This is a genomic window from Pacificispira sp. (assembly GCF_965228185.1).
Taxonomy (GTDB): domain Bacteria; phylum Pseudomonadota; class Alphaproteobacteria; order UBA8366; family Aestuariispiraceae; genus Pacificispira.
In genome coordinates this window covers 38654-59683 of sequence record NZ_CBDDHE010000004.1, presented here as the reverse complement: position 1 = coordinate 59683, position 21030 = coordinate 38654, and the positions used below count along the sequence as shown (strand labels likewise).

20 protein-coding genes are annotated in these 21030 nt (G+C 62.6%); 10 read left to right on the top strand and 10 right to left on the bottom strand.

Features of this window, described 5'->3' with window-relative positions; genetic code table 11:
• Window positions 1–4 precede the first annotated feature (4 nt).
• The 5 genes from ACO06O_RS08505 to ACO06O_RS08485 all read left to right on the top strand — a co-directional run bounded on the left by ACO06O_RS08505 (window position 5) and on the right by ACO06O_RS08485 (window position 5652).
• A complete protein-coding gene (locus ACO06O_RS08505; protein WP_421878245.1) occupies window positions 5–1591 on the top strand; it encodes an ABC transporter substrate-binding protein in 1587 nt (528 codons plus the stop codon).
• 74 nt (window positions 1592–1665) lie between these two features.
• Complete coding sequence (locus ACO06O_RS08500; RefSeq protein WP_421878243.1) at window positions 1666–2652, top strand: ABC transporter permease; 987 nt, start codon at window positions 1666–1668, stop codon at window positions 2650–2652.
• On the top strand, window positions 2652–3629 hold the full coding sequence (locus ACO06O_RS08495; RefSeq protein ID WP_421878241.1) for an ABC transporter permease: 978 nt from the start codon (window positions 2652–2654) through the stop codon (window positions 3627–3629). Before ACO06O_RS08500 ends, ACO06O_RS08495 begins: the two co-directional genes overlap by 1 nt.
• 5 nt (window positions 3630–3634) lie before the next feature.
• Window positions 3635–4642, top strand: a complete 1008-nt coding sequence (locus ACO06O_RS08490) for an ABC transporter ATP-binding protein (protein WP_421878239.1) — start codon at window positions 3635–3637, stop codon at window positions 4640–4642.
• On the top strand, window positions 4639–5652 hold the full coding sequence (locus ACO06O_RS08485) for an ABC transporter ATP-binding protein (protein WP_421878237.1): 1014 nt from the start codon (window positions 4639–4641) through the stop codon (window positions 5650–5652). The genes ACO06O_RS08490 and ACO06O_RS08485 overlap by 4 nt, the downstream gene beginning before the upstream one ends.
• A 16-nt stretch (window positions 5653–5668) precedes the next feature.
• Here the strand turns inward: ACO06O_RS08485 and ACO06O_RS08480 are convergent, their stop codons facing one another.
• Window positions 5669–6043 carry a cereblon family protein gene (locus ACO06O_RS08480; RefSeq protein ID WP_421878235.1) on the bottom strand — a complete coding sequence of 125 codons (375 nt, stop codon included), beginning with the start codon at window positions 6041–6043 and terminating at the stop codon, window positions 5669–5671.
• A 37-nt stretch (window positions 6044–6080) separates the two neighbouring features.
• Between ACO06O_RS08480 and ACO06O_RS08475 the strand changes: the two genes are divergently transcribed.
• Window positions 6081–6842 carry an SDR family oxidoreductase gene (locus ACO06O_RS08475; protein WP_421878233.1) on the top strand — a complete coding sequence of 254 codons (762 nt, stop codon included), beginning with the start codon at window positions 6081–6083 and terminating at the stop codon, window positions 6840–6842.
• Between the two features lie 21 nt (window positions 6843–6863).
• On the opposite strand, the gene ACO06O_RS08470 is transcribed toward ACO06O_RS08475, so the two are convergent.
• The 6 genes from ACO06O_RS08470 to ACO06O_RS08445 all read right to left on the bottom strand — a co-directional run bounded on the left by ACO06O_RS08470 (window position 6864) and on the right by ACO06O_RS08445 (window position 13670).
• Entirely contained in the window at window positions 6864–7607 is a 744-nt protein-coding gene (locus tag ACO06O_RS08470; protein ID WP_421878231.1) for a HisA/HisF-related TIM barrel protein, read from the bottom strand.
• Between the two features lie 139 nt (window positions 7608–7746).
• Window positions 7747–8532, bottom strand: a complete 786-nt coding sequence (locus ACO06O_RS08465; RefSeq protein WP_420416576.1) for a carnitinyl-CoA dehydratase — start codon at window positions 8530–8532, stop codon at window positions 7747–7749.
• 23 nt (window positions 8533–8555) lie between these two features.
• Window positions 8556–10616: an acetate--CoA ligase family protein gene (locus ACO06O_RS08460; RefSeq protein ID WP_421878229.1), complete on the bottom strand. Its 2061-nt coding sequence runs from the start codon at window positions 10614–10616 to the stop codon at window positions 8556–8558.
• A 4-nt stretch (window positions 10617–10620) separates the two neighbouring features.
• Window positions 10621–11781, bottom strand: a complete 1161-nt coding sequence (locus ACO06O_RS08455; RefSeq protein WP_420416574.1) for an acyl-CoA dehydrogenase family protein — start codon at window positions 11779–11781, stop codon at window positions 10621–10623.
• Between the two features lie 10 nt (window positions 11782–11791).
• The gene (locus ACO06O_RS08450) at window positions 11792–12766 is read right to left on the bottom strand and encodes an L-carnitine dehydrogenase (RefSeq protein WP_421878227.1); all 975 of its coding nucleotides are present in this window, start codon (window positions 12764–12766) and stop codon (window positions 11792–11794) included.
• A gap of 13 nt (window positions 12767–12779) precedes the next feature.
• Entirely contained in the window at window positions 12780–13670 is an 891-nt protein-coding gene (locus ACO06O_RS08445; protein ID WP_420416572.1) for a 3-keto-5-aminohexanoate cleavage protein, read from the bottom strand.
• 176 nt (window positions 13671–13846) lie between these two features.
• Between ACO06O_RS08445 and ACO06O_RS08440 the strand changes: the two genes are divergently transcribed.
• On the top strand, window positions 13847–14749 hold the full coding sequence (locus ACO06O_RS08440) for a GlxA family transcriptional regulator (protein WP_421878225.1): 903 nt from the start codon (window positions 13847–13849) through the stop codon (window positions 14747–14749).
• An 88-nt stretch (window positions 14750–14837) separates the two neighbouring features.
• A complete protein-coding gene (locus ACO06O_RS08435) occupies window positions 14838–16265 on the top strand; it encodes a mannose-1-phosphate guanylyltransferase/mannose-6-phosphate isomerase (protein WP_421878223.1) in 1428 nt (475 codons plus the stop codon).
• On the opposite strand, the gene ACO06O_RS08430 is transcribed toward ACO06O_RS08435, so the two are convergent.
• A complete protein-coding gene (locus ACO06O_RS08430) occupies window positions 16253–16417 on the bottom strand; it encodes a DUF2256 domain-containing protein (RefSeq protein WP_420416569.1) in 165 nt (54 codons plus the stop codon). The two genes, ACO06O_RS08435 and ACO06O_RS08430, sit on opposite strands and share 13 nt — an antisense overlap.
• A gap of 39 nt (window positions 16418–16456) precedes the next feature.
• Between ACO06O_RS08430 and ACO06O_RS08425 the strand changes: the two genes are divergently transcribed.
• The gene (locus tag ACO06O_RS08425) at window positions 16457–17224 is read left to right on the top strand and encodes an SDR family NAD(P)-dependent oxidoreductase (RefSeq protein WP_421878221.1); all 768 of its coding nucleotides are present in this window, start codon (window positions 16457–16459) and stop codon (window positions 17222–17224) included.
• A 3-nt stretch (window positions 17225–17227) separates the two neighbouring features.
• Here ACO06O_RS08425 and ACO06O_RS08420 read toward each other — a convergent pair whose 3' ends face one another.
• Complete coding sequence (locus tag ACO06O_RS08420; protein ID WP_421878219.1) at window positions 17228–18007, bottom strand: SDR family NAD(P)-dependent oxidoreductase; 780 nt, start codon at window positions 18005–18007, stop codon at window positions 17228–17230.
• Between the two features lie 238 nt (window positions 18008–18245).
• Here ACO06O_RS08420 and ACO06O_RS08415 point away from each other — a divergent pair, with 238 nt between their 5' ends.
• Complete coding sequence (locus tag ACO06O_RS08415; protein WP_421878217.1) at window positions 18246–19781, top strand: ABC transporter substrate-binding protein; 1536 nt, start codon at window positions 18246–18248, stop codon at window positions 19779–19781.
• Here the strand turns inward: ACO06O_RS08415 and ACO06O_RS08410 are convergent.
• Window positions 19778–21022 carry an FAD-dependent oxidoreductase gene (locus ACO06O_RS08410; RefSeq protein ID WP_421879097.1) on the bottom strand — a complete coding sequence of 415 codons (1245 nt, stop codon included), beginning with the start codon at window positions 21020–21022 and terminating at the stop codon, window positions 19778–19780. The two genes, ACO06O_RS08415 and ACO06O_RS08410, sit on opposite strands and share 4 nt — an antisense overlap.
• Window positions 21023–21030 lie beyond the last annotated feature (8 nt).

Here is a 21030-nt window from a genome sequence, read left to right as displayed (position 1 = left end):
ATCCATGAAGAAGTCACTGGCGTATCTAATCGCCGCTGGTCTGGCGGCAACGACGGCGTTGTCGACCGCACAGGCCGAAACCTTGCGGTGGGCGCGAGCCGGCGATTCGCTGACTCTCGATCCGCACGCTCAGAACGAAGGCCCGACGCATACCCTGGCACACCAGATGTATGAGCCGCTGCTGCACCGCGACATGGCGGGTCAGATCGTGCCGGCCCTCGCGACGTCCTGGGCAGCCACTGACAACCCGAACATCTGGGAATTCAAGCTGCGCGAAGGCGTGAAATTCCATAATGGCGAAGATTTCACCGCCGACGACGTCGTGTTCTCGCTGAACCGCGCGATGCGTCCGACCTCGGCGATGAAGGAGCTGCTGTCCTCCGTCGAGGAAGTTCGCAAGGTTGACGATCTGACGGTTCATATCGTGACGTCCGGTCCGAACCCGCTGATGCCGAACAACCTGACCAACCTTTTCATCATGGATGAAGGCTGGACGATGGATAACGGCTGCGCCGAACCCCAGGATATCGCCAATGGCGGCGACAATCCTTGCGTGCGCAGCACCAACGGCACCGGCGCCTATGTGCTGGAAAGCCGCGCCCAGGATCAGAAGACCGTCCTGAAGGCCAACCCGAACTATTGGGGCATTGGCGAGTTCCCGCTGGAAGTGACGGAAATCGTCTACACGCCGATCCAAGAAAGCGCGACGCGCGTGTCCGCCTTCCTGTCGGGTGAAGTCGACCTGATCCAGGACGTCCCGGTTCAGGATCTGGGCCGCGTGTCCGAAACGCCCGGCCTGGTGGTCAGCACCGCGCCGCAGAACCGGACGATCTTCTTCGGGCTGAATGTCGGTGATGCCGACCTGACGTCCGATAACGTCGAAGGCAAGAACCCCTTCGCCGATGTCAAAGTCCGCGAAGCGATGAACATCGCCATCAACCGCGATGCCATCCAAAAGGTCGTGATGCGCGGTCAGTCGTCGCCGACGGGCGTCATCATGCCCCCGTTCGTCAACGGCTGGACGGAAGCGCTGGATCAGTATCCGGCTTACGACGTCGACAAGGCGAAGTCGCTGATGGCTGAAGCCGGCTATGCCGATGGGTTCGAAGTTACGCTGAACTGCCCGAACGACCGCTACATCAACGACGAAGCGATCTGTCAGGCGGCCGTCGGCATGCTGGGTCAGATCGGTATCAAGGTTGCACTCGACGCGTTGCCGAAGGCGCAGCACTTCCCGCTGATCAAGAACAAGGAAACCGACTTCTACATGCTCGGCTGGGGCGTCCCGACTTTCGATTCGGAATACGTCTTCAACTTCCTGGTTCACACGACCACCGACGAGCTGGGTTCCTGGAATGGCACGCGCTACACCAATCCGAACCTGGATCAGTTGATCGTCAGCCTGGCGTCTGAAACCGATCTGGATCGTCGCAACGAAACCATCGCCCAAATCTGGGACACGGTTCAGTCCGAAATCCTGTACCTGCCGATCCACCATCAGGTCCTGAACTGGGGCATGACGGACAAGATCGATTTCGCGGTGCAGCCTGAAGACCAGCCGCACATCAAGTACCTGAAGTACAAGATGTAAGGCTGAATGGGTTCGGGGGCGGTCGTTAGCGGCCGCCCCTTTCCCTTTCGATCTCTCAGGAAAGCGAAGACGAAATGCTCGCCTTCATCATCCGCCGTATCGGGCAGGCCCTTCTCGTCCTGCTGGCGGTCGGCTTTGTTTCATTCGCCATGTTCAAGTTCATGGGCGATCCCCTGGAAAACCTGCTCGGCCAGGAAGCCACCCTTGCGGACCGCGCAGAGTTAGAGGAACGCCTCGGCCTGAACGACCCGATCCCGGTTCAATACATGCAGTATCTGGCGCGCGCCATGGACGGCAATTTCGGCGTGTCCTATCGCGTCGGCCTGCCAGTCGGAGAAGTCATTCTGAGCCGCCTGCCCGCGACACTGGAATTGGCCGCGTTATCCGGGTTTCTGGCGATCTTCTTCGGCATCATTTTCGGCATCTACACCGCCATCCGCCGCGACGGATTCATAGCCCAGACTATTATGACGACCTCGCTGATCGGCGTTTCGCTACCGACCTTCCTGATCGGCGTGTTTCTGATTTGGGCCTTTGCCGTCAATCTTGGCTGGCTCCCCTCCTTCGGGCGCGGTGAAACGGCTTCCGTTTTCGGCGTCGACCTGGCGATCCTGACCTGGAACGGCTTCAAGTCGATGATCCTTCCGGCGGTGACGTTGGGCCTGTACCAGATGACGCTGATCATGCGCCTGGTTCGGTCCGAGATGCTGGAGGTCCTGCGCTCCGACTACATTCGCTTTGCGCGCGCCCGCGGACTGGGCGACCGGGCAATTCATTTCGGACATGCCCTGAAGAATACGCTGGTTCCGGTCATCACCATCACCGGCCTTCAACTCGGGTCGATCATCGCCTTCGCGATCATCACCGAGACCGTCTTCCAATGGCCGGGTGTCGGCCTTCTGTTCATCAACGCGGTGAACTTCGTCGATATCCCGGTCATGTCGGCCTATTTGTTGCTGGTCGGTGCGATCTTCGTGACGATCAATCTGATCGTCGATCTGCTGTATTTCGTCATTGATCCCCGGCTGCAAGCAGACCGCGCCGGCGGAGGAGGTCACTGATGGCCGACACCCAACCCAAAGGCGCGGCCCCCCGCCCGGTCTTCGGCGGCACCGTATCACCGAAATCGCGGTTACAGCGTTGGGCGGATTCCGACATCTGGTATTCGTTCAAGCGGTCGCCGGTAACGATCGTTGCTACCACCGTCTTCTTCATGCTGATCGCGGGCGCACTTCTGGCGCCCCTGCTGTCGCCTTACACGCCGTTCGACCCGGGGTCGCTGAACCTGATGAACGGGTTCACGGAACCGATGGCGGTCAATGCCTTCACGGGCGATTACTTTCTGCTGGGCACCGACGATCAGGGCCGCGACGTTCTGTCGACCATTCTGTTCGGTCTGCGCATCTCGCTGTTCGTCGGCATCACGGCCGTCCTGTTCGCCATGACGCTGGGGATCACCCTGGGGCTTATCGCCGGATATATCGGCGGTTGGCTGGATGGGCTGATCATGCGCATCGCGGATATTCAGCTCACCTTCCCGTCGATCATGGTTGCGATGCTGCTCTATGGCATCGGCAAGGGCCTTATCCCGCCCGCCCTGCGCGACGAAATGGCGATCTGGGTTCTGATCGTCTCGATCGGCCTTTCAGAATGGGTGCAGTTCGCCCGGACCGTGCGCGGCGCGACGCTGGTCGAGCGTGAGAAGGAGTATGTTCAAGCAGCGCACCTGATCGGGCTTTCGAAATGGAGCATCATGTTGCGCCACATCCTGCCGAATGTCGCGGGACCGATCCTGGTTATCGCCACCATCAGCCTGGCACTGGCGATCATTGCCGAGGCGACGCTCAGCTTCCTGGGGGTCGGCGCGCCGAAGACCCAGCCGTCCCTTGGCACGCTGATCAATGTCGGCCGCCAGTTCATCCTGAGCGGCGAATGGTGGATCCTGCTGTTCCCGTCGCTGACCCTGCTGGCCCTTGCCTTGTCGGTGAACCTGCTGGGCGACTGGCTGCGCGACGTTCTGAATCCGAAGCTACGGTGATCGATATGAGCACCCTACCCGTCCTTTCGATTTCCGATCTGATTGTCGAGTTCCCCACGCGGCGAGGCGTTCTGCGGCCGGTCGACCGCGTCGGTTTTGACATCGCCCGCGGTGAAATTCTGGGAGTCGTCGGAGAATCCGGCGCCGGTAAGTCCATGTGCGGATCGGCCATTGTCGGCCTGATCGACCGGCCCGGCCGGATCACCGGTGGCGAAATCCGTCTTTCCGGCGAACGTATCGACACCCTGTCGCAAGAGAAAATGCGCCGTATCCGCGGCAAGCGGATCGGCATGGTCTTTCAGGATCCGCTGACCAGCCTCAACCCGTTAATGCGGGTCGGCGATCAGATCGTTGAGACGATCCGCACCCACCTGCCGGTTTCGGAACAGGAAGCCCGACGCCGCGCTGTCGCCGCCCTGGAGGAAGTCGGCATTCCCGCCGCCTCCACCCGCATCGACAGCTACCCCCACCAGTTTTCCGGCGGTATGCGTCAGCGTGTGGTCATCGCCCTCGCCCTGGCGGCCGAACCGGAACTGATCATCGCGGACGAACCGACAACGGCTTTGGATGTGTCGGTTCAGGCCCAAATCATGGCCCTGTTGAAACGTCTTTGCCGTGATCGGGGTACGGCGGTCATGCTGATCACGCACGATATGGGGGTCATCGCCGAATCGACGGACCGCGTGGCGGTGCTCTACGCCGGACGCCTTGCCGAGATCGGTCCGACGCGCGACGTCCTGAGCAGCCCCCGTCATCCTTATACGATCGGCCTCATGGCCTCCACGCCCTCGCCTACCGGCGGGGCGGACCGGCTGAGCCAGATTCCTGGCGCCATGCCGAACTTGCGCGCCATTCCGCCTGGCTGCGCGTTCAATCCACGGTGCACGAAGGCATTCGGCCCCTGCACGTCCGAACTGCCTGTCCTGAAACCCGTCGGCCGGAACGAGGTCGCCTGCTGGCTGTTCGATGACGCACTGACGGGTAATCCCAACAAGGCGGAGGAAAACGCATGAGCGAGCAAACCCCGCTGATCCGCGCCGAAAACCTGACCTGCGTTTTCGATGTTTCCAAACCTTGGCTGAACCGGGTGATCGAACGGCGTGAACGACAGTTCCTGACGGCGGCACGGAACGTCACGTTCGACATTCCCAAAGGCAAGACCTTCGCCTTGGTGGGTGAGAGCGGTTCCGGCAAATCGACCATCGGCAAGATGGCCGTCGGTCTGCTGCGCCCGACCTCCGGCAAGGTCACCGTCGACGGAACGGACCTGTTCGGCGCCCTGAAAGCCTCGTCGGCGAGCGCTCTGCGCCGGCGTATCCAAATGATCTTCCAAAGCCCCTATGCCAGCCTGAATCCGCGCTGGCGGGTCGGCGACATCATCGCCGAACCGATCCGTGCCTTCGATTTGGCGTCAGGAGACGCTGTCGGCGCGCGGGTCACGGAGCTTCTGGAGCAGGTCGGCCTGGCGGAGAATGACGGTCAGAAGTATCCCCACGAATTCTCCGGCGGCCAGAGACAGCGTATCGCAATCGCCCGCGCGCTGGCCTCAAACCCTGAATTCATCGTCTGCGACGAACCGACCTCGGCACTCGACGTGTCGGTGCAGAGCCAGGTTCTGAACCTGATGAAGGATCTGCAGCGTGATCTGGGCCTGACCTATCTGTTCATCAGCCACGATCTGTCCGTCGTCCGCTACATGGCAGACCAGATCGGCGTGCTCTATCTCGGTCAGTTGGTGGAAACCGCCAACAGGGAGGATCTGTTCAACAATCCGCAGCATCCCTATACCCGGATGCTGATGGACGCGGCGCCGCGCATCGACGCGTTCGGACGTACGGCGGATGCGGTGAAGGGGGAAATCCCGGATCCGATTACGCCGCCGCCGGGTTGTCCCTTCCATCCCCGCTGCCCGCTGGTCGACAATCGCTGCAAGACGGAAGTGCCAAAGCCCTTCCAGACGGGCGAGACCAATGTCGCCTGCCACGCCGCGGAAGAAGGACGCGGACGACCGGAGGCCGCCTGATCCCGGCATTGGGTGGCTAACCCGGCTTCCGTCCGCTTAGGGCCGAACGGATCAGACCGTAGAACCGGTCTGATCCGCCCTGAAGGTCATAGCGCCACCCGATATGCCGACCGCAAGCGCCGCAAACCGCGACACGCCATTGATATCCCGGGAACCAGGTGAAATCGCCCCGCCCAGCCCAAGGCGAGAGCAATCCCCAGGCCTCGCCAAAACAGCGGATGGTGAAAACCTGCCCCATCGGATTGAAGACGGTATGCTCGTGGCTGTCGCGCCGCACGACCGCAAGACTTTCCCGCGTAACCGACGCCCCGCAGCCTGCACAGAACAACTGGTCGTCTTCCGTCCGTTCGACGTCGGAATCCGGCTTGCCCGCAGTTAACTCGTCCAGCATCGTGGCCCCTTCATCCACCGTTTGAAGGAGGGTAGCCGTGCAGCGTTTCTCTGGCAAAAGGGCCGTCGTCACCGCCGCCGGCGCCGGGATCGCCCGGCATATCGCCGAACGGCTTCTCGCCGAAGGTGCAGCGGTCTTCGCGGGAGATGTCGATGCCGCCGCTCTTTCGAGCCTGCCGGACGCCATGGGCCAGGACAGCGTCGATGTCGGGGACCCGAATTCGGTAGATCGCTTCTTCGACCGGGCACTGGACGAATTGGGCGGGATCGATCTGCTGATCAACGCGGCGGGAACCAAAGGACCGACCGGGCCAATCGAAGACACCGATCCGGCAGCCTGGCAGGCCTGTATCACCGTGAACCTGACAGGCGCCTATCATTGCCTGCGGCGTGCCCTGGGACCGATGAAGCGTCAGGGAAGCGGCGCCATCGTCAACTTTTCCTCCACCGGCGGCCTCTACGGATATCCGGAACGCTCGCCCTATTGCGCAGCGAAATGGGGGATCATCGGCCTTACAAAGACGGCTGCGGCGGAGGCCGGGCCTTTTGGTGTGCGGGTGAATGCCCTGTGCCCCGGTTCGGTCGAGGGCGACCGCATGGACCGCGTGATTGCCGCCGAGGCCGCCAGTACAGGCCGCAGCGAGGCGGAAATCCGCGCGGACTACGTCAAAGATACCAGCATGCGCTGTTTCGTGACGGCGGATGACGTGGCGGAAGCCGCGCTGTTCCTCTGTTCCGACGCCGGGCGCCGCATATCGGGCCAGGCCCTGCCAGTCGACGGCCACACAAGCATGTTGTGATCCGCCCCGCGGCGGCCCCGGTCAAATGAACGGCGTTTCAGCGACCGGCTGCTTTGCAACGGCAATCGCGTCTTCCAGGGATACCGCATTCTGAAACAGGGCCCTGCCGATGATGGCGCCCGAAATGCGCGGCAGATGCTTCAGGACCGCGACATCGTCCAACCGGCGCACCGTGCCGGAGGAAATGACGTCGATCTCCAGTTCCTTCGCCAGCTGCGTCGTATGGGCGAAACTGGCTTCCGGCAGATCGATATCCATGTCGATATCGGTATAGATGATTGCGGCGGCCCCGATATTCTGAAATTCCCGGGCCAGTTCCAGGGGCGAGAACATGGTTTTCTCACGCCAGCCCTCGATCACGACCTTGCCTTCATAGGCATCGATACTGACCAGAACCTTGCCCGGCCAATGGGAGCAGGCTTCCCGCACGAAGGTCCGGTCCTTCACAGCCGCCGTGCCTAAAACGATGCGGTCCGCGCCCGCCTTGAACCACCATTCCGCCGCCGCCATGGTCCGGATCCCGCCACCGACCTGACAGGGAATATCGACCGATTTCATGATCTCGGTGATGACTTCGCCATTGTGTTCGCCGCCCTGCAGAATGCCGTCGATATCGACCAGATGCAGCCATTCCGCACCCTTGGCGACATAGGATTTGGCCGCCGCGAGGGGCGCCACCGCGAACTCCTCAACCTCCGTGACATTGCCACGGATCAGGTTAACGCATTTACCGCCCTTAACTTGAATCGTCGGATAGATGATCATGGCGCGCTCCCGAATCTGTCGCTCCCGCCTCCATCTTTCGGGCGGATATTGCAGACAGTCTATCATGAAGGCATGCGTCGATCCTATGGGCACGACGAATCGGCCCGAACTCGCGAAGTGCTCGGATGTGGCTGGACCTTTAGCGGCCTTTCCAGACAGGTTTGCGCTTTTCCGCGAAAGCGCGCGCGCCTTCCAGTTGATCTTCCGAATGGTAGAGCTTCTGGATCGTCGGCAGTTTTTCGCCGTTCAACATGTCGATCGCGTCCTGGAACCGCTTGTTCTCCGTCTCGCGCAACGTTTCCTTAATCGCAGCGAAGACAAGCGGGGGGCCGTCGGCCAAAAGCGCCGCCGTCTCGCGGGCGCTTTGCATCAAGGTGTCGGCCGGCACGATCCGGTTCACGAAGCCCCAGCGCGCGGCCTCCTCGGCATCGACCCGCCGCCCGGTGAACAGCATTTCCATCGCGATGTGATACGGAATGCGGCGCGGCAGCTTGATCGTCGCGGCATCCGCGATGACGCCCGAATTGATTTCCGGCAGGGCGAAGGTTGCGTGTTCGGCCGCGATGATGATGTCGCAGGACAGCATGATCTCGAACCCGCCGCCGAAGGCGATGCCGTTGACCGCCGCGATGATGGGCTTGTTCAGGCCGGGCAGCTCCTGTAGCCCGCCAAATCCACCGACGCCATAATCGGAATTGGCCTGTTCCCCGCCGGCCGCCGCCTTCAGGTCCCAGCCGGGACAAAAGAATTTGTCGCCCGCACCGGTCAGAATGGCGCAGCGCAATTCGGGGTCGTCCCGGAAATCGGCGAAGATGTCGCCCATGATCCGGCTGGTTGCTGCGTCGATGGCATTCGCCTTCGGCCGGTCGATGGTCACTTCCAGAACACGGCCGTTGCGCACCGTCTTGATGGGGGTATCGGTCATGGCGCTCCCTTTCCAATCTATGCTTATTCTGTCCAGCGTATCAGCGCGTCGGCCGCGACGACGCCCCGGCCCTGCGGAAGGACGATCAGCGGATTGATATCCAACTCCTCCAGGCGGTCGATATGCGCTTCCACGAAGCGGGCGACCGCCAGAACGGCCTCGATTAGCGCTTGCCGGTCCCCGGCGGGCTTGCCGCGATACCCGGCGATCAATTTCCCGACGGTCAGACGATCCAACACCCGCGCGACATCCGCTTCCAGGACCGGGAACAGGAGGACCGCCGCGTCCTTCAGAAGTTCCGCCAGAATGCCGCCGGCCCCGATCATCAGCATCGGTCCGACCTGCTCGTCACGGGTAACGCCGACAATAACTTCGCAAACCCCGTCGCGGGCCATGCTTTCGACGATAAAACGCTCGGACAGCGATGTCATATTGTCGACGGCAGTGGCGACCGCATCGGCATCTGCAAGATTCAAGGCGACGCCCCCCGCCTCCGTCTTATGCGCCAACTCGGCGGCGCAGGCCTTGACCACGACCGGATAGCCGATGGCCTCCGCCGCCGCGACGGCTTCGCTGGCACTGGACACCAGGGAACCCTGCGGCAATGCCAAGCCAAAGGCCTGCAGGGCCTTCTTCGAGCGCCACTCGTCCAGAACGACCGACCGGCCTTGCGCCGCGAGTCCGAAGCCTAGAGGCGGGCTTGCATCCAATGCCCGGCCGCGTGCCTCGCCATACCAAGCGGCCCTGTCGACGGCTTTCAGCGCGTCGTCGAACCCCTGTAGCGGCACGACACCGGCGGCCAGGAACCGTTCACTCAATGCGACGGGCATGTTTTCCGGCAGGCTGGACGCCACAGCGGTAGGGCGGCCGGTTTCCTTGGCCGCCGCGATGATGGCGTCCATCGCCTCCGGCCAGCCGAACAGATCCAGCCCGGCGCGGTCCGGCGTATCGAGCGCCAGGATTCCCGCATCCACATCCTGCCTCAGCGCCTCGGTGAAGCAGGCCGTCATGGCCGGACCGTTCCCCCAGATATAGGTGTGATAATCCAACGGGTTATCGATGGTGACCTTGTCCCCCAGCACATCCAGCAAGGCGTCCGCCCTGTCCTTGGCAAAGGGCGGCATGGACAGGCCGATCTTTTCCGCCAGATCCGCCAGGATCCCCGCTTCGCCGCCGGAACAGCTCATGGTGAGGATGCGACGGCCGTCCAGCCCCGGATGCACATGCACGAATTTCAGGATTTCCAGGAATTGCGGCAAGGTTTCGGCCCGGATCACCGCCAGCCGGTCGCACAGCGCGTTGAAACCGGCCGACGATCCGGTCATGGAACTGGTATGGGACAAGGCGACCCGCGCGGCGGCGTCGGAATCGCCGGTCTTCAACACGACGACCGGCACCCCCTGTTTCGCGGCCTGCAGCGCTGCCTCACAGAAACCGGGAATATCCCCGACGCTTTCGATGAAAAGGCCGATGGCGGTCACCCGGTCGTCGCGCAGAAGGGAGCGCATGACCGATGGCACCCCGTCCTTCGCCTGGTTTCCAAGGGCGGCGAGCTGTGCCACCGGCAGACCGCGTTCCTGCATCGACAGGCTGATCGCGACATTGCCGCTCTGGCTGATCAGGGCGACGCCCCGTTCGATCCGCTTGCCGCCATGATCGTCCGGCCACAGCGCGACGCCGTCGAGATAGTTGACCGCGCCATAACAGTTCGGGCCCAGCATGCCCATATCGCCCGCGGCGGCGAGAAGGCGCTTCTGCCGGTCCAAACCCAGCGCCCCGGTCTCCGCGAAGCCGCTGGCGTAAATGACGACCCCGCCCGCCCCCATCGCGGACAATTGTCCGACGGCCTCGATGGTCGGTTCCGCCGGGATCGCCAGAAAAACGGCATCCGGCGGTTCCGGCAGATCGGCGATCGATCCCAGGCTGGGGACGCCCGCCATGGTAGGGCGCGAACGGCTGATCGGATAGACCGGACCGTCGAACCCGACCTTCTTGCACTCCAGAACGACTTTCTCCGCCTCCCGGCCGCCGATTGCGGCGACGCTGCGCGGGCGCAGCAGACGGTCCAACCCGACTGCGGTCATGATCTCACCCGCCCAACGGACGCAACAGCGAACGGGAAATGATGTGACGCTGGATTTCGCTGGTCCCTTCCCAGATTCGCTCGATCCGCGCATCGCGCCAGATCCGTTCCAGCGGCAGTTCGGACATCACGCCCATCCCACCGTGAATCTGGATCGCCTCATCGGCGATATAGGCCAGGGCTTCCGTCGCCGACAGTTTCGACATGGCGGCGTCCATATCGGACATCGTCCCATTGTCGTATTTCCAGGCGGCTTCATAGGTCAGCAGTTCCGCCGCCTTCAGCTTGGTCTGCATATCGGCCAGTTTGAATGACACGCCCTGGAACTTGGAAATCTTCTGCCCGAACTGTTCGCGGTTCACCGCCCAGTCCAAGGACAGTTCCATGGCCCGGTCGCAGCGGCCGAGGCAGAGCGACGCGACTTGCAGCCGGGTTGCGCCCAGCCAGTCGTTCGCAACATCGAAGCCTTTATCCACCTCGCCCAGCACCGCCGTTTCGGGCACCCGGCAGTCGTCGAACTCCAGGATGAAATTGTGATAGCCGCGATGGGAGACGTTGCTGTAGCCAGGACGCACCGTCAGGCCGGGCGTGTCCTTGTCCACCAGAAAGGTCGTGATCTTCTTGCGCTTGCCGCGGGCGCTGTCCTCTTCGCCCGTCGCGGCCATCAGAATGATGAAATCGGCCCAATCGACGTGGCTGATGAAGTGCTTCACGCCATTGATGACGAAATCGCTGCCGTCGCGCTTCGCGAAGGTCTTCATGCCGCGCACATCCGACCCGGCACCCGGCTCCGTCATGGCGAAGCAATCCACCCGCTCACCCCGGCAGGCGGGATAGAGATACTGTTCGCGCTGATCGCCAACGCAGGCCTGCAGCACGTTCGACGGACGATAGACGATGTAGTTCAGCGCCATGCTCGCCCGGCCAAGCGCGCGGTCCAGCATGCACATGGAAAGCGTGTCCAGCCCGCCGCCGCCGACTTCTTCCGGCATGTTGGCGGCGTAGAGACCGAGTTCCAGCGACTTGCGCTTGATCTGCTCGCCCAGTTCGCGGCTGACCTTGTCGGACTTTTCGACCTCTTCCTCGTAGGGATAGAGCTCTTCCTCAACGAAGCGGAGCGCCGTTTCGACGATCAGCTTCTGCTCTTCGGTGATGCTGAAATCCATGCTTCCCCGCCTATTGGTTCTTTTCCCGCAGGCGCAGCAGCACTTCGCCCGCGCCTTCCCGGTATTTCGACAAGGCCTCCATGATCTCGATCAGGCAATTGTCGCGCAGCTGTTCCATCTCCGGGATGGTGATATCGGCCAATTGCTCCTCGGTACCTTTCACGACCGTGTCGATCAGTTCCTCGGTCAGTTCCGGCGCTTCCAGCTTGGTCCAGGGCAGTTTCAGCGCCGGGCCGAACTGTTCCATGAAATGGCGCATGCCTTGATCGCCGCCAGCCAGCGCGAAGGTCCGGTTGACGCCCATGAAGGCCCAGCGCAGCCCAGGTCCATAAACGACGACATCGTCCATTTCCTTGGTCGTCGCATGCCCTTCGGCCAGCATATGCAGGTTTTCGCGCCACAGCGCTTCCTGCAGGCGGTCGGACAGGAAGCCCTCGACTTCCGTGCGGCATTGGACCGGGTACATGCCGATCTTCTCATAGAACGCCCCGGCGCGGGTCCGCGCCTCCTGGGCTGTCTTCTTGCCCCCGACGATCTCGACAAGCGGCAACAGATAGACCGGGTTGAACGGATGGCCGACCAGGACGCGTTCCGGGTGCTCGCATTCCGCCTGGAAATCGCTGGGCAGCAGGCCGGAAGTCGAAGAACAGATCAGCACGTCCGGCGCGGCCGCCGCGTCGATCTGCGAATGAATGCGGATCTTGAGATCCAGCCGTTCCGGCACGGATTCCTGAACCAGATCCGACGCCGCCGCGACTTCCTCGATCGAGGATGCCATGCGCAGGCGGTCCTGGGACGCGTCCGGATGCAGGCCGATCCGGGTCAGGGCCGGCCAGGCATTGGCCACCTTCCCGCGCAGGATCGCCTCGCCATTGGGTGCCGGATCATAGGCGATCACATCCAGCCCGTTCGCCAGGCAGCGCGCCGCCCAGCCACCACCGATCACCCCGCCGCCAACCAGGCCGACAGTCTTCACTTCCGACATTCGTCGATGCTCCTCAGACCAGCTTTTTCAGCGCGAATTTCTGGCGCGCCTCTTCCGGCGTGCAGACCCTGGCGCCCATCAGTTCGATAATCTGCCGGGCACGCGCCACCAGTTGCGCGTTGGTCGCGAAGACGCCGCGATCCAGATACAGGTTGTCTTCCAATCCCACGCGGACGTTTCCGCCCAGCAGGACAGCCTGTGCCACCATCGGCATCTGCATCCGGCTGATCCCGAAACCGGACCAGTTGGCGTTGGCCGGCATCATATCCGCCATGGCCTTCATTGCCGTCGTATTGGCTTCCGCGCCATAGGGGATGCCAAGACAGAGCTGGAACAGCGGCGGGTCGCTCAACAGGCCCTCGGCATGAAGCTGCTTGGCAAGCCACAGGTGACCGGTGTCGAAGACCTCGACTTCCGGCTTCACGCCGATATCCTGCATGCCCTTGGCCAAGGCGCGCAGCATCGGCGGCGTGTTGGTCATGATGTAATTGCCATTGCCGAAATTCATCGTGCCGCAATCCAGCGTGCAGATTTCCGGCAGGCATTCGCGGACATGATCCAACCGCTCGGACCAGGGGGCCATATCGGTTTCCGCCTGACTGATCGCCATCGGGTCTTCGGGCGGGCCCAGCGTCAGGTCGCCGCCCATGCCGGCAGTCAGGTTCAGGACCACATCGACGCCGCTGTCGCGCACGCGGTCGCAAACCTCCTTGAATTTCTTAGGATCGCGGCAGGGAGTCCCGTCGTCTTCACGGACATGGATATGGACGATGGCCGCGCCGGCCTTGGCCGCTTCGACCGCGCTGTCCGCGATCTGGGCCGGGGTCTTCGGCAGATCCGGGTGCTTGTCCTGCGTCGCACCGGAACCGGTGACCGCGCAGGTAATGACGACGTCTGTGTTCATGGCTGGATAACCTCCCGCGTTTGGGTTTTGCCGGATGGTAAATTGCAGCAAAGGCCACGCTTTCCATTTTCCGACTTGAGCATGATAGAATCCGTCTTTATTGCTGAAGCATGTTTCATCGTCCCGCCTCCGAAAGTACCGAGCGTATCGGCTTTCTGCTCCTCCCCGGATTTTCGATGCTCGCCTTCTCGGCGATGATCGATCCGCTGCGCATGGCGAACTGGCTGTCCGGCAAACCGCTCTATGAATGGGTTCTATTGTCCCGCGACGGGGCAGCGGTTCCCGCGGCGAACGGGATCAGTGTCGCCGTCGACCATTCGCTCGGCTCCGCCCAACGATTGCCGACCCTGGTCGTCGCGGCAAGTTATGATCACGAAGATCTGGCGACGTCGGATGTGTTGGCTGTCCTGCGCCGCTGGTCCAGTTTCGGTTCCGCCATCGGTGCCCTGGACAATGGCACCTTCGTACTTGCCAGCGCCGGCCTACTGGACGGTTACCGCGCCACCGCGCATTGGGAAATGCTGGAAAGCTATATCGAGAGCTTCCCCAGGGTGACCTTCAGCCAGGATCTCTTCGTCGTCGACCGGGACCGGTTCACGGCCGCGGGCGGCACCTCCGGTCTGGATATGATGCTGAGCCTGCTGCGACTCCGGCACGGCGACGAACTGGCGAACAAGGCGGCCGACGAGTTCGTCTATTCTCGTATTCGCGACCCGGGCGATTCCCAACGCCTCAAATTGCGGGAACGCCTGCGCGGCATCAACCCGCGCCTGACCCGCGCCGTGGAAGCCATGGAAGCCAATCTGGAGGAAAGCGTCCGCACCGAAACCTTCGCCGAAGCCGCCGGCGTTTCGCCTCGGGAACTGGAGCGTCAGTTCAAGAGATGGCTGAAAACCACGCCCGGTGCCTATTACCGCGGGCTGCGCCTGGACCGGGCGCGGCAGTTGCTGCGCCAGACGGACCTTACAATCATCGACATCGCCTTCCGCTGCGGCTTCGGATCCGCCGCCCACTTCACCCGCAGCTTCTCCAGCCGGTTCGGACAGCCGCCCAGCGCCGAACGGCGGCCCCGCCCCTGACTTGAGACCTTGAGGCCGTAGCGCTTTTCGCACTCCCGCCCGAACGATAAGCTGCCCCGCGCCCGAGACGAGGACACAGACCGGATCCATGACCGATACGCCCTTTCAACCCGTTATCCTGTCCGGCGGCTCCGGCACGCGCCTCTGGCCCCTGTCGCGCCGCACGTATCCCAAGCAATTGCTGGCGCTTGTCGGGGATGGGTCCCTGCTGCAACAGGCGGTGCAACGACTGGCAGGGACCGAAGGCCGCGCGGCGCCGATCATTATCGCCAATGACGACCACAGGTTCCTGGTCCGCCAACAATTGACGGATATCGGCGTCACGCCCGAAGCGCTGATTTTGGAGCCGGTCGGCCGCAACACCGCGCCCGCGGTCGCCCTGGCTTGTCACGCGGCCATGGCGGGTGGCCGCGATCCGGTGATCGGCATCTTCGCCTCGGATCATCGAATCGAGGACGAATCAGCTTTTACAGAATCCTTGCGAAAGGCGATCGCCGCCGCCGCCGAAGGGTGGATCGTCACCTTTTCCATTGCGCCGACGCGGCCGGAAACCGGCTATGGGTATATCCGGCACGGTGCGCCGGTCCCAGGCCTAGAAGGCGTCAATATCGTCGACGGCTTCGTCGAGAAGCCTGACGCCGCGACGGCGCAATCCTATCTGGATCAAGGCGGCTACGGCTGGAACAGCGGGATGTTCGTCTTCCGCGCCTCTGTCATGCTGCGGGAACTGCGCACGCTCGCCCCGGAGGTCGAAGCAGCCGCCGCCCGGGCGCATGCCGCCGCACAGCAGGATATCGGCTTCACCCGTCTGGACGCCGCCCTGTTCGGCGCGGCGCCATCCCTGTCCATCGACGTCGCGGTCATGGAGAGAACACGGCATGCCGCGACAGTGACGGCGGACATGGGGTGGAGCGACCTGGGGTCCTGGGGCGCGCTTTATGAAACCGCGGGCCATGACGCGCATGCCAACGCCACGATCGGCCGGGTTGCGACGCGCGATACGTCCGGCAGCTATCTTCGGTCCGAGGACGGTCGCCTGCTGACCGCGATCGGTATCGAGGACATGGTTGTCGTCTCGACCGCCGACGCCGTTCTGGTGGCACCGAAGGATCGTGCCGGAGAGGTCAAGGAGATCGTCGCCGACCTGTCGCAGGAGCGCGTCGCGGAGGCCGAGTATCACCGCCGCGTCGCCCGTCCCTGGGGCACTTATGAAGATATCGACAAGGAAGACGGCTTCCGCGTGAAACGCATCATCGTCAATCCGGGCGGCCGCCTGTCGCTGCAGCGGCATCGACGGCGATCGGAACACTGGGTCGTGGTGCGCGGCACCGCCCATGTGACCATCGATGGCGAGGAGCAGGTTTTGACTCGGAACATGAGCACCTATGTCTCGGTCGGCGCGACGCACAGGCTGGAAAACAAGGGACCGGAACCGCTGCATATGATCGAAGTGCAGGTTGGCGACTATGTCGAAGAAGACGATATCGAACGCCTGGAAGACGTTTACGGGCGTTGAGCCCGTCGCTCCGACCGGCATCGGTCGGAACAGAACCGCACCTCCTCCCAAACGGCGCGCCATTTCTTCCGCCACGTGAAGGGACGCCCGCAGGCAGCGCAGGTCTTGGTTGGCAGATCGCCTTTCTTGCGGTGTTTCCCATTGGCTTTCATGTGCTTGAAGACCCCGACGCCCCCACTAGCTTTCTCGCCATGCAAGATACGAAGCATGAAGGCGAACGGACCAAGCCGATGGGCTGGCTGCCACCAGGTTCGGAGGTCGCGGTCATCGGCTCCCAAGGTGGGATCGGCCGCGCCCTTGTCAGCCGTCTCTCGCAGCACCCGGCCATTTCCACGCTACACGCCTTCGCCCGCCGGCCGGATGAGGTTTGGGCCGGCGACAAGATCACCCCGGCCCCCATGGACCTCACGGACGAAGCGTCCATCGAGGCGGCCGCCCGAAATCTGCACGCCCCGCGTCTTGTCGTCGTAGCCAGCGGTATTCTGCACGACGCAACGCATCGTCCGGAAAAGTCATGGCGGGAACTGGATGCGGAGTGGCTGGAAAGGGCGATGCGGATCAATGCATTCGGGCCGGCCCTTATCGCCAAACATTTCCTGCCCAAACTGCCGCGCGACGGCAAAAGCGTCTTTGCAGTACTTTCCGCGCGGGTCGGCAGCATCGGCGACAATCAATTGGGCGGTTGGTACGGCTACAGGGCGTCAAAAGCCGCGCTGAACATGCTGGTGAAAACGCTGTCCATCGAACTTGGCAGAACTCATCCGCAAGCCTGCGCGCTGTGCCTTCATCCCGGCACGGTCGACACTGCCTTATCGGGTCCATTCCAGCGCGGAGTCCCAAGCGACCGACTGTTCACGCCGGACTACAGCGCCGAATGCCTGCTGCGAGTGATCGATAATGCGGATGCGTCGATGTCCGGCGGGTTCTATGCCTGGGACGGTCAGCCCATCCCCTATTGAGGATCACCCCCAATGGGTCGTCCCACCGCAGACGCTGACCGACTGGGCGGTGATCTGTGCCCCCCTGTCGGATGCGAGATAGACCGCCATGTCGGCGATGGCCTGGGGCGGAACGATCTCGCCCAGCAAGGAATGGGACTGCATTTCCGCCGTAGCGTCAGCCGCGTCGCCATGTCCTTCGCGCGCATACTGATCGCGCGCACGGCCGGCCATCGGCGTTTCGACCCAGCCGGGCGCGATGCAGTTCACGCGAATCTTGTGCGGCGCCACCTCCACCGCCAGACAACGCATCAACCCGCGAACCGCGTGTTTGGACGCGTTGTAGGCGGAGTAGGTTGCCGCCGCATCCTTGTCGCTGGTCGAACTGATGAACAGAATCGATCCACCGGCACCCTGCCCCACCATTGCCGGAATGCAGGCCTGGCTCAGGGTAAAGCAGGATTTCGTGTTGATAGCAAAGGACCGGTCCCACATGTCCTCGGTCGTCTCACCGATGGGCGCGGTCTCAAAGATTCCGGCGTTGTTGATCAGAATATCCAGCCCGCCCAAGGCGGAAATCGCATCGGCGGCCATGCTTCGGATCGCATCCGAATCGCCCAGATCCGCCGCCACCGGAACTGCGTTCGGACCAAGCGCCTCAGCGACGCTTCTCGCGGTGTCCGCCTTGCGAGCATGCACGGCCACGCGTGCGCCTTCTGCCAGGAAACCGGCGGCAATTGCTCCTCCGATCCCGCCATTCGCACCGGTCACAAGGACCCGCTTGCCGGAAAGGTTCATGTCCATGTCGATCTCCCTCACTGCGCATCGCAGCATGGAAACCGAATTGTGGCACGCGGACAAGCTTGCATGCGGCAAGGTACGGAAACGTTGGAATTTCTCTCAGTGAAAGAAATCCTCATTCTAATACAAGTTGTTCGCCAGGGTCATCTCGTGACAGGAATGCGCTGGGGAATGCACAAGTCGAGGTAGTGGCAACCTGCTGCGATGCAGGGACCGGGCGCCGATCTTCGGTGGAAGGGGTATGACGCGGCGCGGCGTCTTGGCGGCCGCGACGGCCGCTGTCGCAATGCCAACCCTGCTGACAGGGAGCGCCCGGGCGGCGAGCACACCGAAGCGGGGGGGCCATTTCGTCCTGGCGCTGGGGCATGGCAACACGGCGGATACACTGAACCCCGCGACCTGGGAGAACCAGTTCACCAACTGCCTTGCCCATGCGATGCATGGCCGCCTGACGGAAATCGCGGCCAATGGCGACCTGGTCGGAGAGGTTGCGGAGACCTGGGAGCATTCCTCCGACGCAAGAACCTGGCGTTTCACCCTTCGGCAGGGTCTGACCTTTCACAACGGACAATCGGTGCGTCCGGACGATGTCGCGGCGTCCCTGAACTATCACCGCAACCCGGATGTCGCATCGGCAGCACAGCCACTGTTAAAGGACATCACCGACCTGACGGTCGATGCCGACGGCATCACCATCCGCTTGCGGAACGGCAACGCGGATTTTCCCTTCCTTCTGGCCGACGGCCATCTGGTCGTTGTGCCCAGCAGCGAGGGCAAGATCGACCCCAACGCGGAGATCGGTTGCGGCGCCTACCGGCTGGACCGCTTCGACCCGGGGGTGGTCGCACAGTTCAGCCGCTACAAAGGCTACTGGGACGACAATCGCGGCTTTTTCGACAGCGTGGAGATTCGGACTTCGGTCGATCCCGCCGGCCGTCAGGCGGCCCTGCTGACGGGTGAAGTCCACGCCATCGACCGGGTTCCCCTCGATACGTTCGAATTGCTCAGACAGGCGCCGGGCGTCGCGGTCATGGAAGTGGCCGGCACACAGCATTTCACCTTCCCGATGCAATGCGATATGGCGCCTTTCGACGACCCGGAGGTCCGCCGCGCCCTGAAATGTGCCCTGGACCGTCAGGACCTGCTGACGCGCATCCTACGTGGCCATGGGACGGTCGGAAACGATTCACCGATCACTCCGGCGAACCGCTATTACAATCATGAAATGCCGGCAGCGGAATACGACCCTGATCGCGCCCGTCATCACCTTAAAAAGGCAGGATACGACCGCCTCAGCCTGACCCTGAGCGTGGCGGACGCGGCCTTCCAAGGGGCCGTGGACGCAGCCGCCCTGTACCGCGAAAACGCCGCCGCCGCCGGAATCGACATCACCGTGGACCGCGTTCCTTCCGACGGATACTGGACCAATGTCTGGCGCAATCGTCCCTGGTGCGCCAGCTATTGGGGCGGCCGAACGACGGAGGATTCCATGTTCTCCGAAGTCTATCAAAGCGGTGTGCCGTGGAATGAATCCGATTGGTCGAATGAACGCTTCGACGCCCTTCTCTTGCAGGCGCGCGCCGAAACGGACGTTTCGACCCGGCGCACGCTGTATTTCGAAATGCAGGATATCGTCCGGCGCGACGGCGGCTCCGTCATACCGCTCTACGCCAATTACGTCTTCGCCCGCCGCGACTCGGTCGCCGTCCCGGCGGAGATCGGCAGCAATTGGACCCTGGACGGCAGCCGCTGTATCGAACGCTGGTGGTTCGCCTAGCCGGATTGCGTCGCGTCGTGCCGACCGCGATAGCGTGCGATCAGGGCGTTGGGGTCCATGGCGGAAAACAGGCCGGTTTTGATACCGGCCATGATCCGCGCGATATCCCGCCGGAAATATGGTGCGCGGCAGGCAGCGCCAAAGACAGCGTCTCTGACCCAGGCCAAGGGCTGAAGATCGGATTGGAACACCGGCGTAAGATAAGCGCTCATCATCTGGTATAGATGTGTATGACGGCGCCGTTGGGCGATGAAATCGCTCAATCCCTCTTCCACGGTCCGGGCCCGCGCGAAGGCAATCGCCAGGACGACGGCGTCTAGAAGCGCCAAATTGCCACCATTTCCGAGTTGCGGACTGGTGCCATGCGCGGAATCGCCAATTAACGCCGCGGCAGGTCCCAAGCGTGGATGGACGTTGATATCCGCATAGACCGAATGCAGCAGTTCGTCGTGATCGTGCACTTTGGACAATAGCGGTTCTGCTTCCGGCCAGTATGTAACGACCCTGTCTTTCCAAGATGCCAAAGGCGCCAAACGCCACGTTTCATACTGATCGTTACGCAGGCTCCAGAAGAATGCTATTTTTCCCGATCTGTCAGCGATGCCGCCATTGCCGATGGGCAAGGCGCCGATCATTACGTCGGTCCCGTGGAACCGCTGCTGCAAGGCCGGTCGGGTGAAAATTTCATTGGGCACATCCGCCGTGATCCAAACCGCCCCATAGGGAAATGGCCTGCACCCCTGCCCACCAAGATGCGCAGTCCTAAGCCGCGAGAACATGCCGCCGGCATCCAGCAAAAGGTCGAATGGCCCATAGCTTCGGCCCGTCGATGCAACCAAGCGCGGTTTCGCCGTATCGACCCCTTCGATATGGCTCACTTCGATACCGAGTTCGAAGGAGACACCCGCCGCCTCGCATTCCGAAAACAGGGCGTCGAACAGGGCGGAACGATGCGTCCCGAGGCCGAACATGTCGCCGTTCAGACGGCGGTAATCCAGATCGAGTACCTTTCGGCCGGATACCGTACGGCCGTCCAGCTGGGTAATCCTCGCGCCCGCCCGGACAATAAAACCCCGTTGGCCGAGGCATTCCAGGACCGCTTGCCCAGTGGGTTGCAGAAGCAGGCCGGACCCGACTGGGGCTGCCTTGTCGAACTTCTCGAAAATCACCACGCGGTGACCGTCGCGCGCCAGAAACGCGGCGCTTGCCAGACCGGAAACACCGGCCCCGACAATGGCCACGTCCAAGC

Excerpts from the sequence above, each read along its gene's own strand:
- ACO06O_RS08505 (WP_421878245.1), top strand. The coding sequence starts at position 5 with ATGAAGAAGTCACTGGCGTATCTAATCGCCGCTGGTCTGGCGGCAACG.
- ACO06O_RS08500 (WP_421878243.1), top strand. The coding sequence starts at position 1,666 with ATGCTCGCCTTCATCATCCGCCGTATCGGGCAGGCCCTTCTCGTCCTG.
- ACO06O_RS08495 (WP_421878241.1), top strand. The coding sequence starts at position 2,652 with ATGGCCGACACCCAACCCAAAGGCGCGGCCCCCCGCCCGGTCTTCGGC.
- ACO06O_RS08490 (WP_421878239.1), top strand. The coding sequence starts at position 3,635 with ATGAGCACCCTACCCGTCCTTTCGATTTCCGATCTGATTGTCGAGTTC.
- ACO06O_RS08485 (WP_421878237.1), top strand. The coding sequence starts at position 4,639 with ATGAGCGAGCAAACCCCGCTGATCCGCGCCGAAAACCTGACCTGCGTT.
- ACO06O_RS08480 (WP_421878235.1), bottom strand. The coding sequence starts at position 6,043 with ATGCTGGACGAGTTAACTGCGGGCAAGCCGGATTCCGACGTCGAACGG.
- ACO06O_RS08470 (WP_421878231.1), bottom strand. The coding sequence starts at position 7,607 with ATGATCATCTATCCGACGATTCAAGTTAAGGGCGGTAAATGCGTTAAC.
- ACO06O_RS08465 (WP_420416576.1), bottom strand. The coding sequence starts at position 8,532 with ATGACCGATACCCCCATCAAGACGGTGCGCAACGGCCGTGTTCTGGAA.
- ACO06O_RS08460 (WP_421878229.1), bottom strand. The coding sequence starts at position 10,616 with ATGACCGCAGTCGGGTTGGACCGTCTGCTGCGCCCGCGCAGCGTCGCC.
- ACO06O_RS08455 (WP_420416574.1), bottom strand. The coding sequence starts at position 11,781 with ATGGATTTCAGCATCACCGAAGAGCAGAAGCTGATCGTCGAAACGGCG.
- ACO06O_RS08450 (WP_421878227.1), bottom strand. The coding sequence starts at position 12,766 with ATGTCGGAAGTGAAGACTGTCGGCCTGGTTGGCGGCGGGGTGATCGGT.
- ACO06O_RS08445 (WP_420416572.1), bottom strand. The coding sequence starts at position 13,670 with ATGAACACAGACGTCGTCATTACCTGCGCGGTCACCGGTTCCGGTGCG.
- ACO06O_RS08440 (WP_421878225.1), top strand. The coding sequence starts at position 13,847 with ATGCTCGCCTTCTCGGCGATGATCGATCCGCTGCGCATGGCGAACTGG.
- ACO06O_RS08435 (WP_421878223.1), top strand. The coding sequence starts at position 14,838 with ATGACCGATACGCCCTTTCAACCCGTTATCCTGTCCGGCGGCTCCGGC.
- ACO06O_RS08430 (WP_420416569.1), bottom strand. The coding sequence starts at position 16,417 with ATGAAAGCCAATGGGAAACACCGCAAGAAAGGCGATCTGCCAACCAAG.
- ACO06O_RS08425 (WP_421878221.1), top strand. The coding sequence starts at position 16,457 with ATGCAAGATACGAAGCATGAAGGCGAACGGACCAAGCCGATGGGCTGG.
- ACO06O_RS08420 (WP_421878219.1), bottom strand. The coding sequence starts at position 18,007 with ATGGACATGAACCTTTCCGGCAAGCGGGTCCTTGTGACCGGTGCGAAT.
- ACO06O_RS08415 (WP_421878217.1), top strand. The coding sequence starts at position 18,246 with ATGACGCGGCGCGGCGTCTTGGCGGCCGCGACGGCCGCTGTCGCAATG.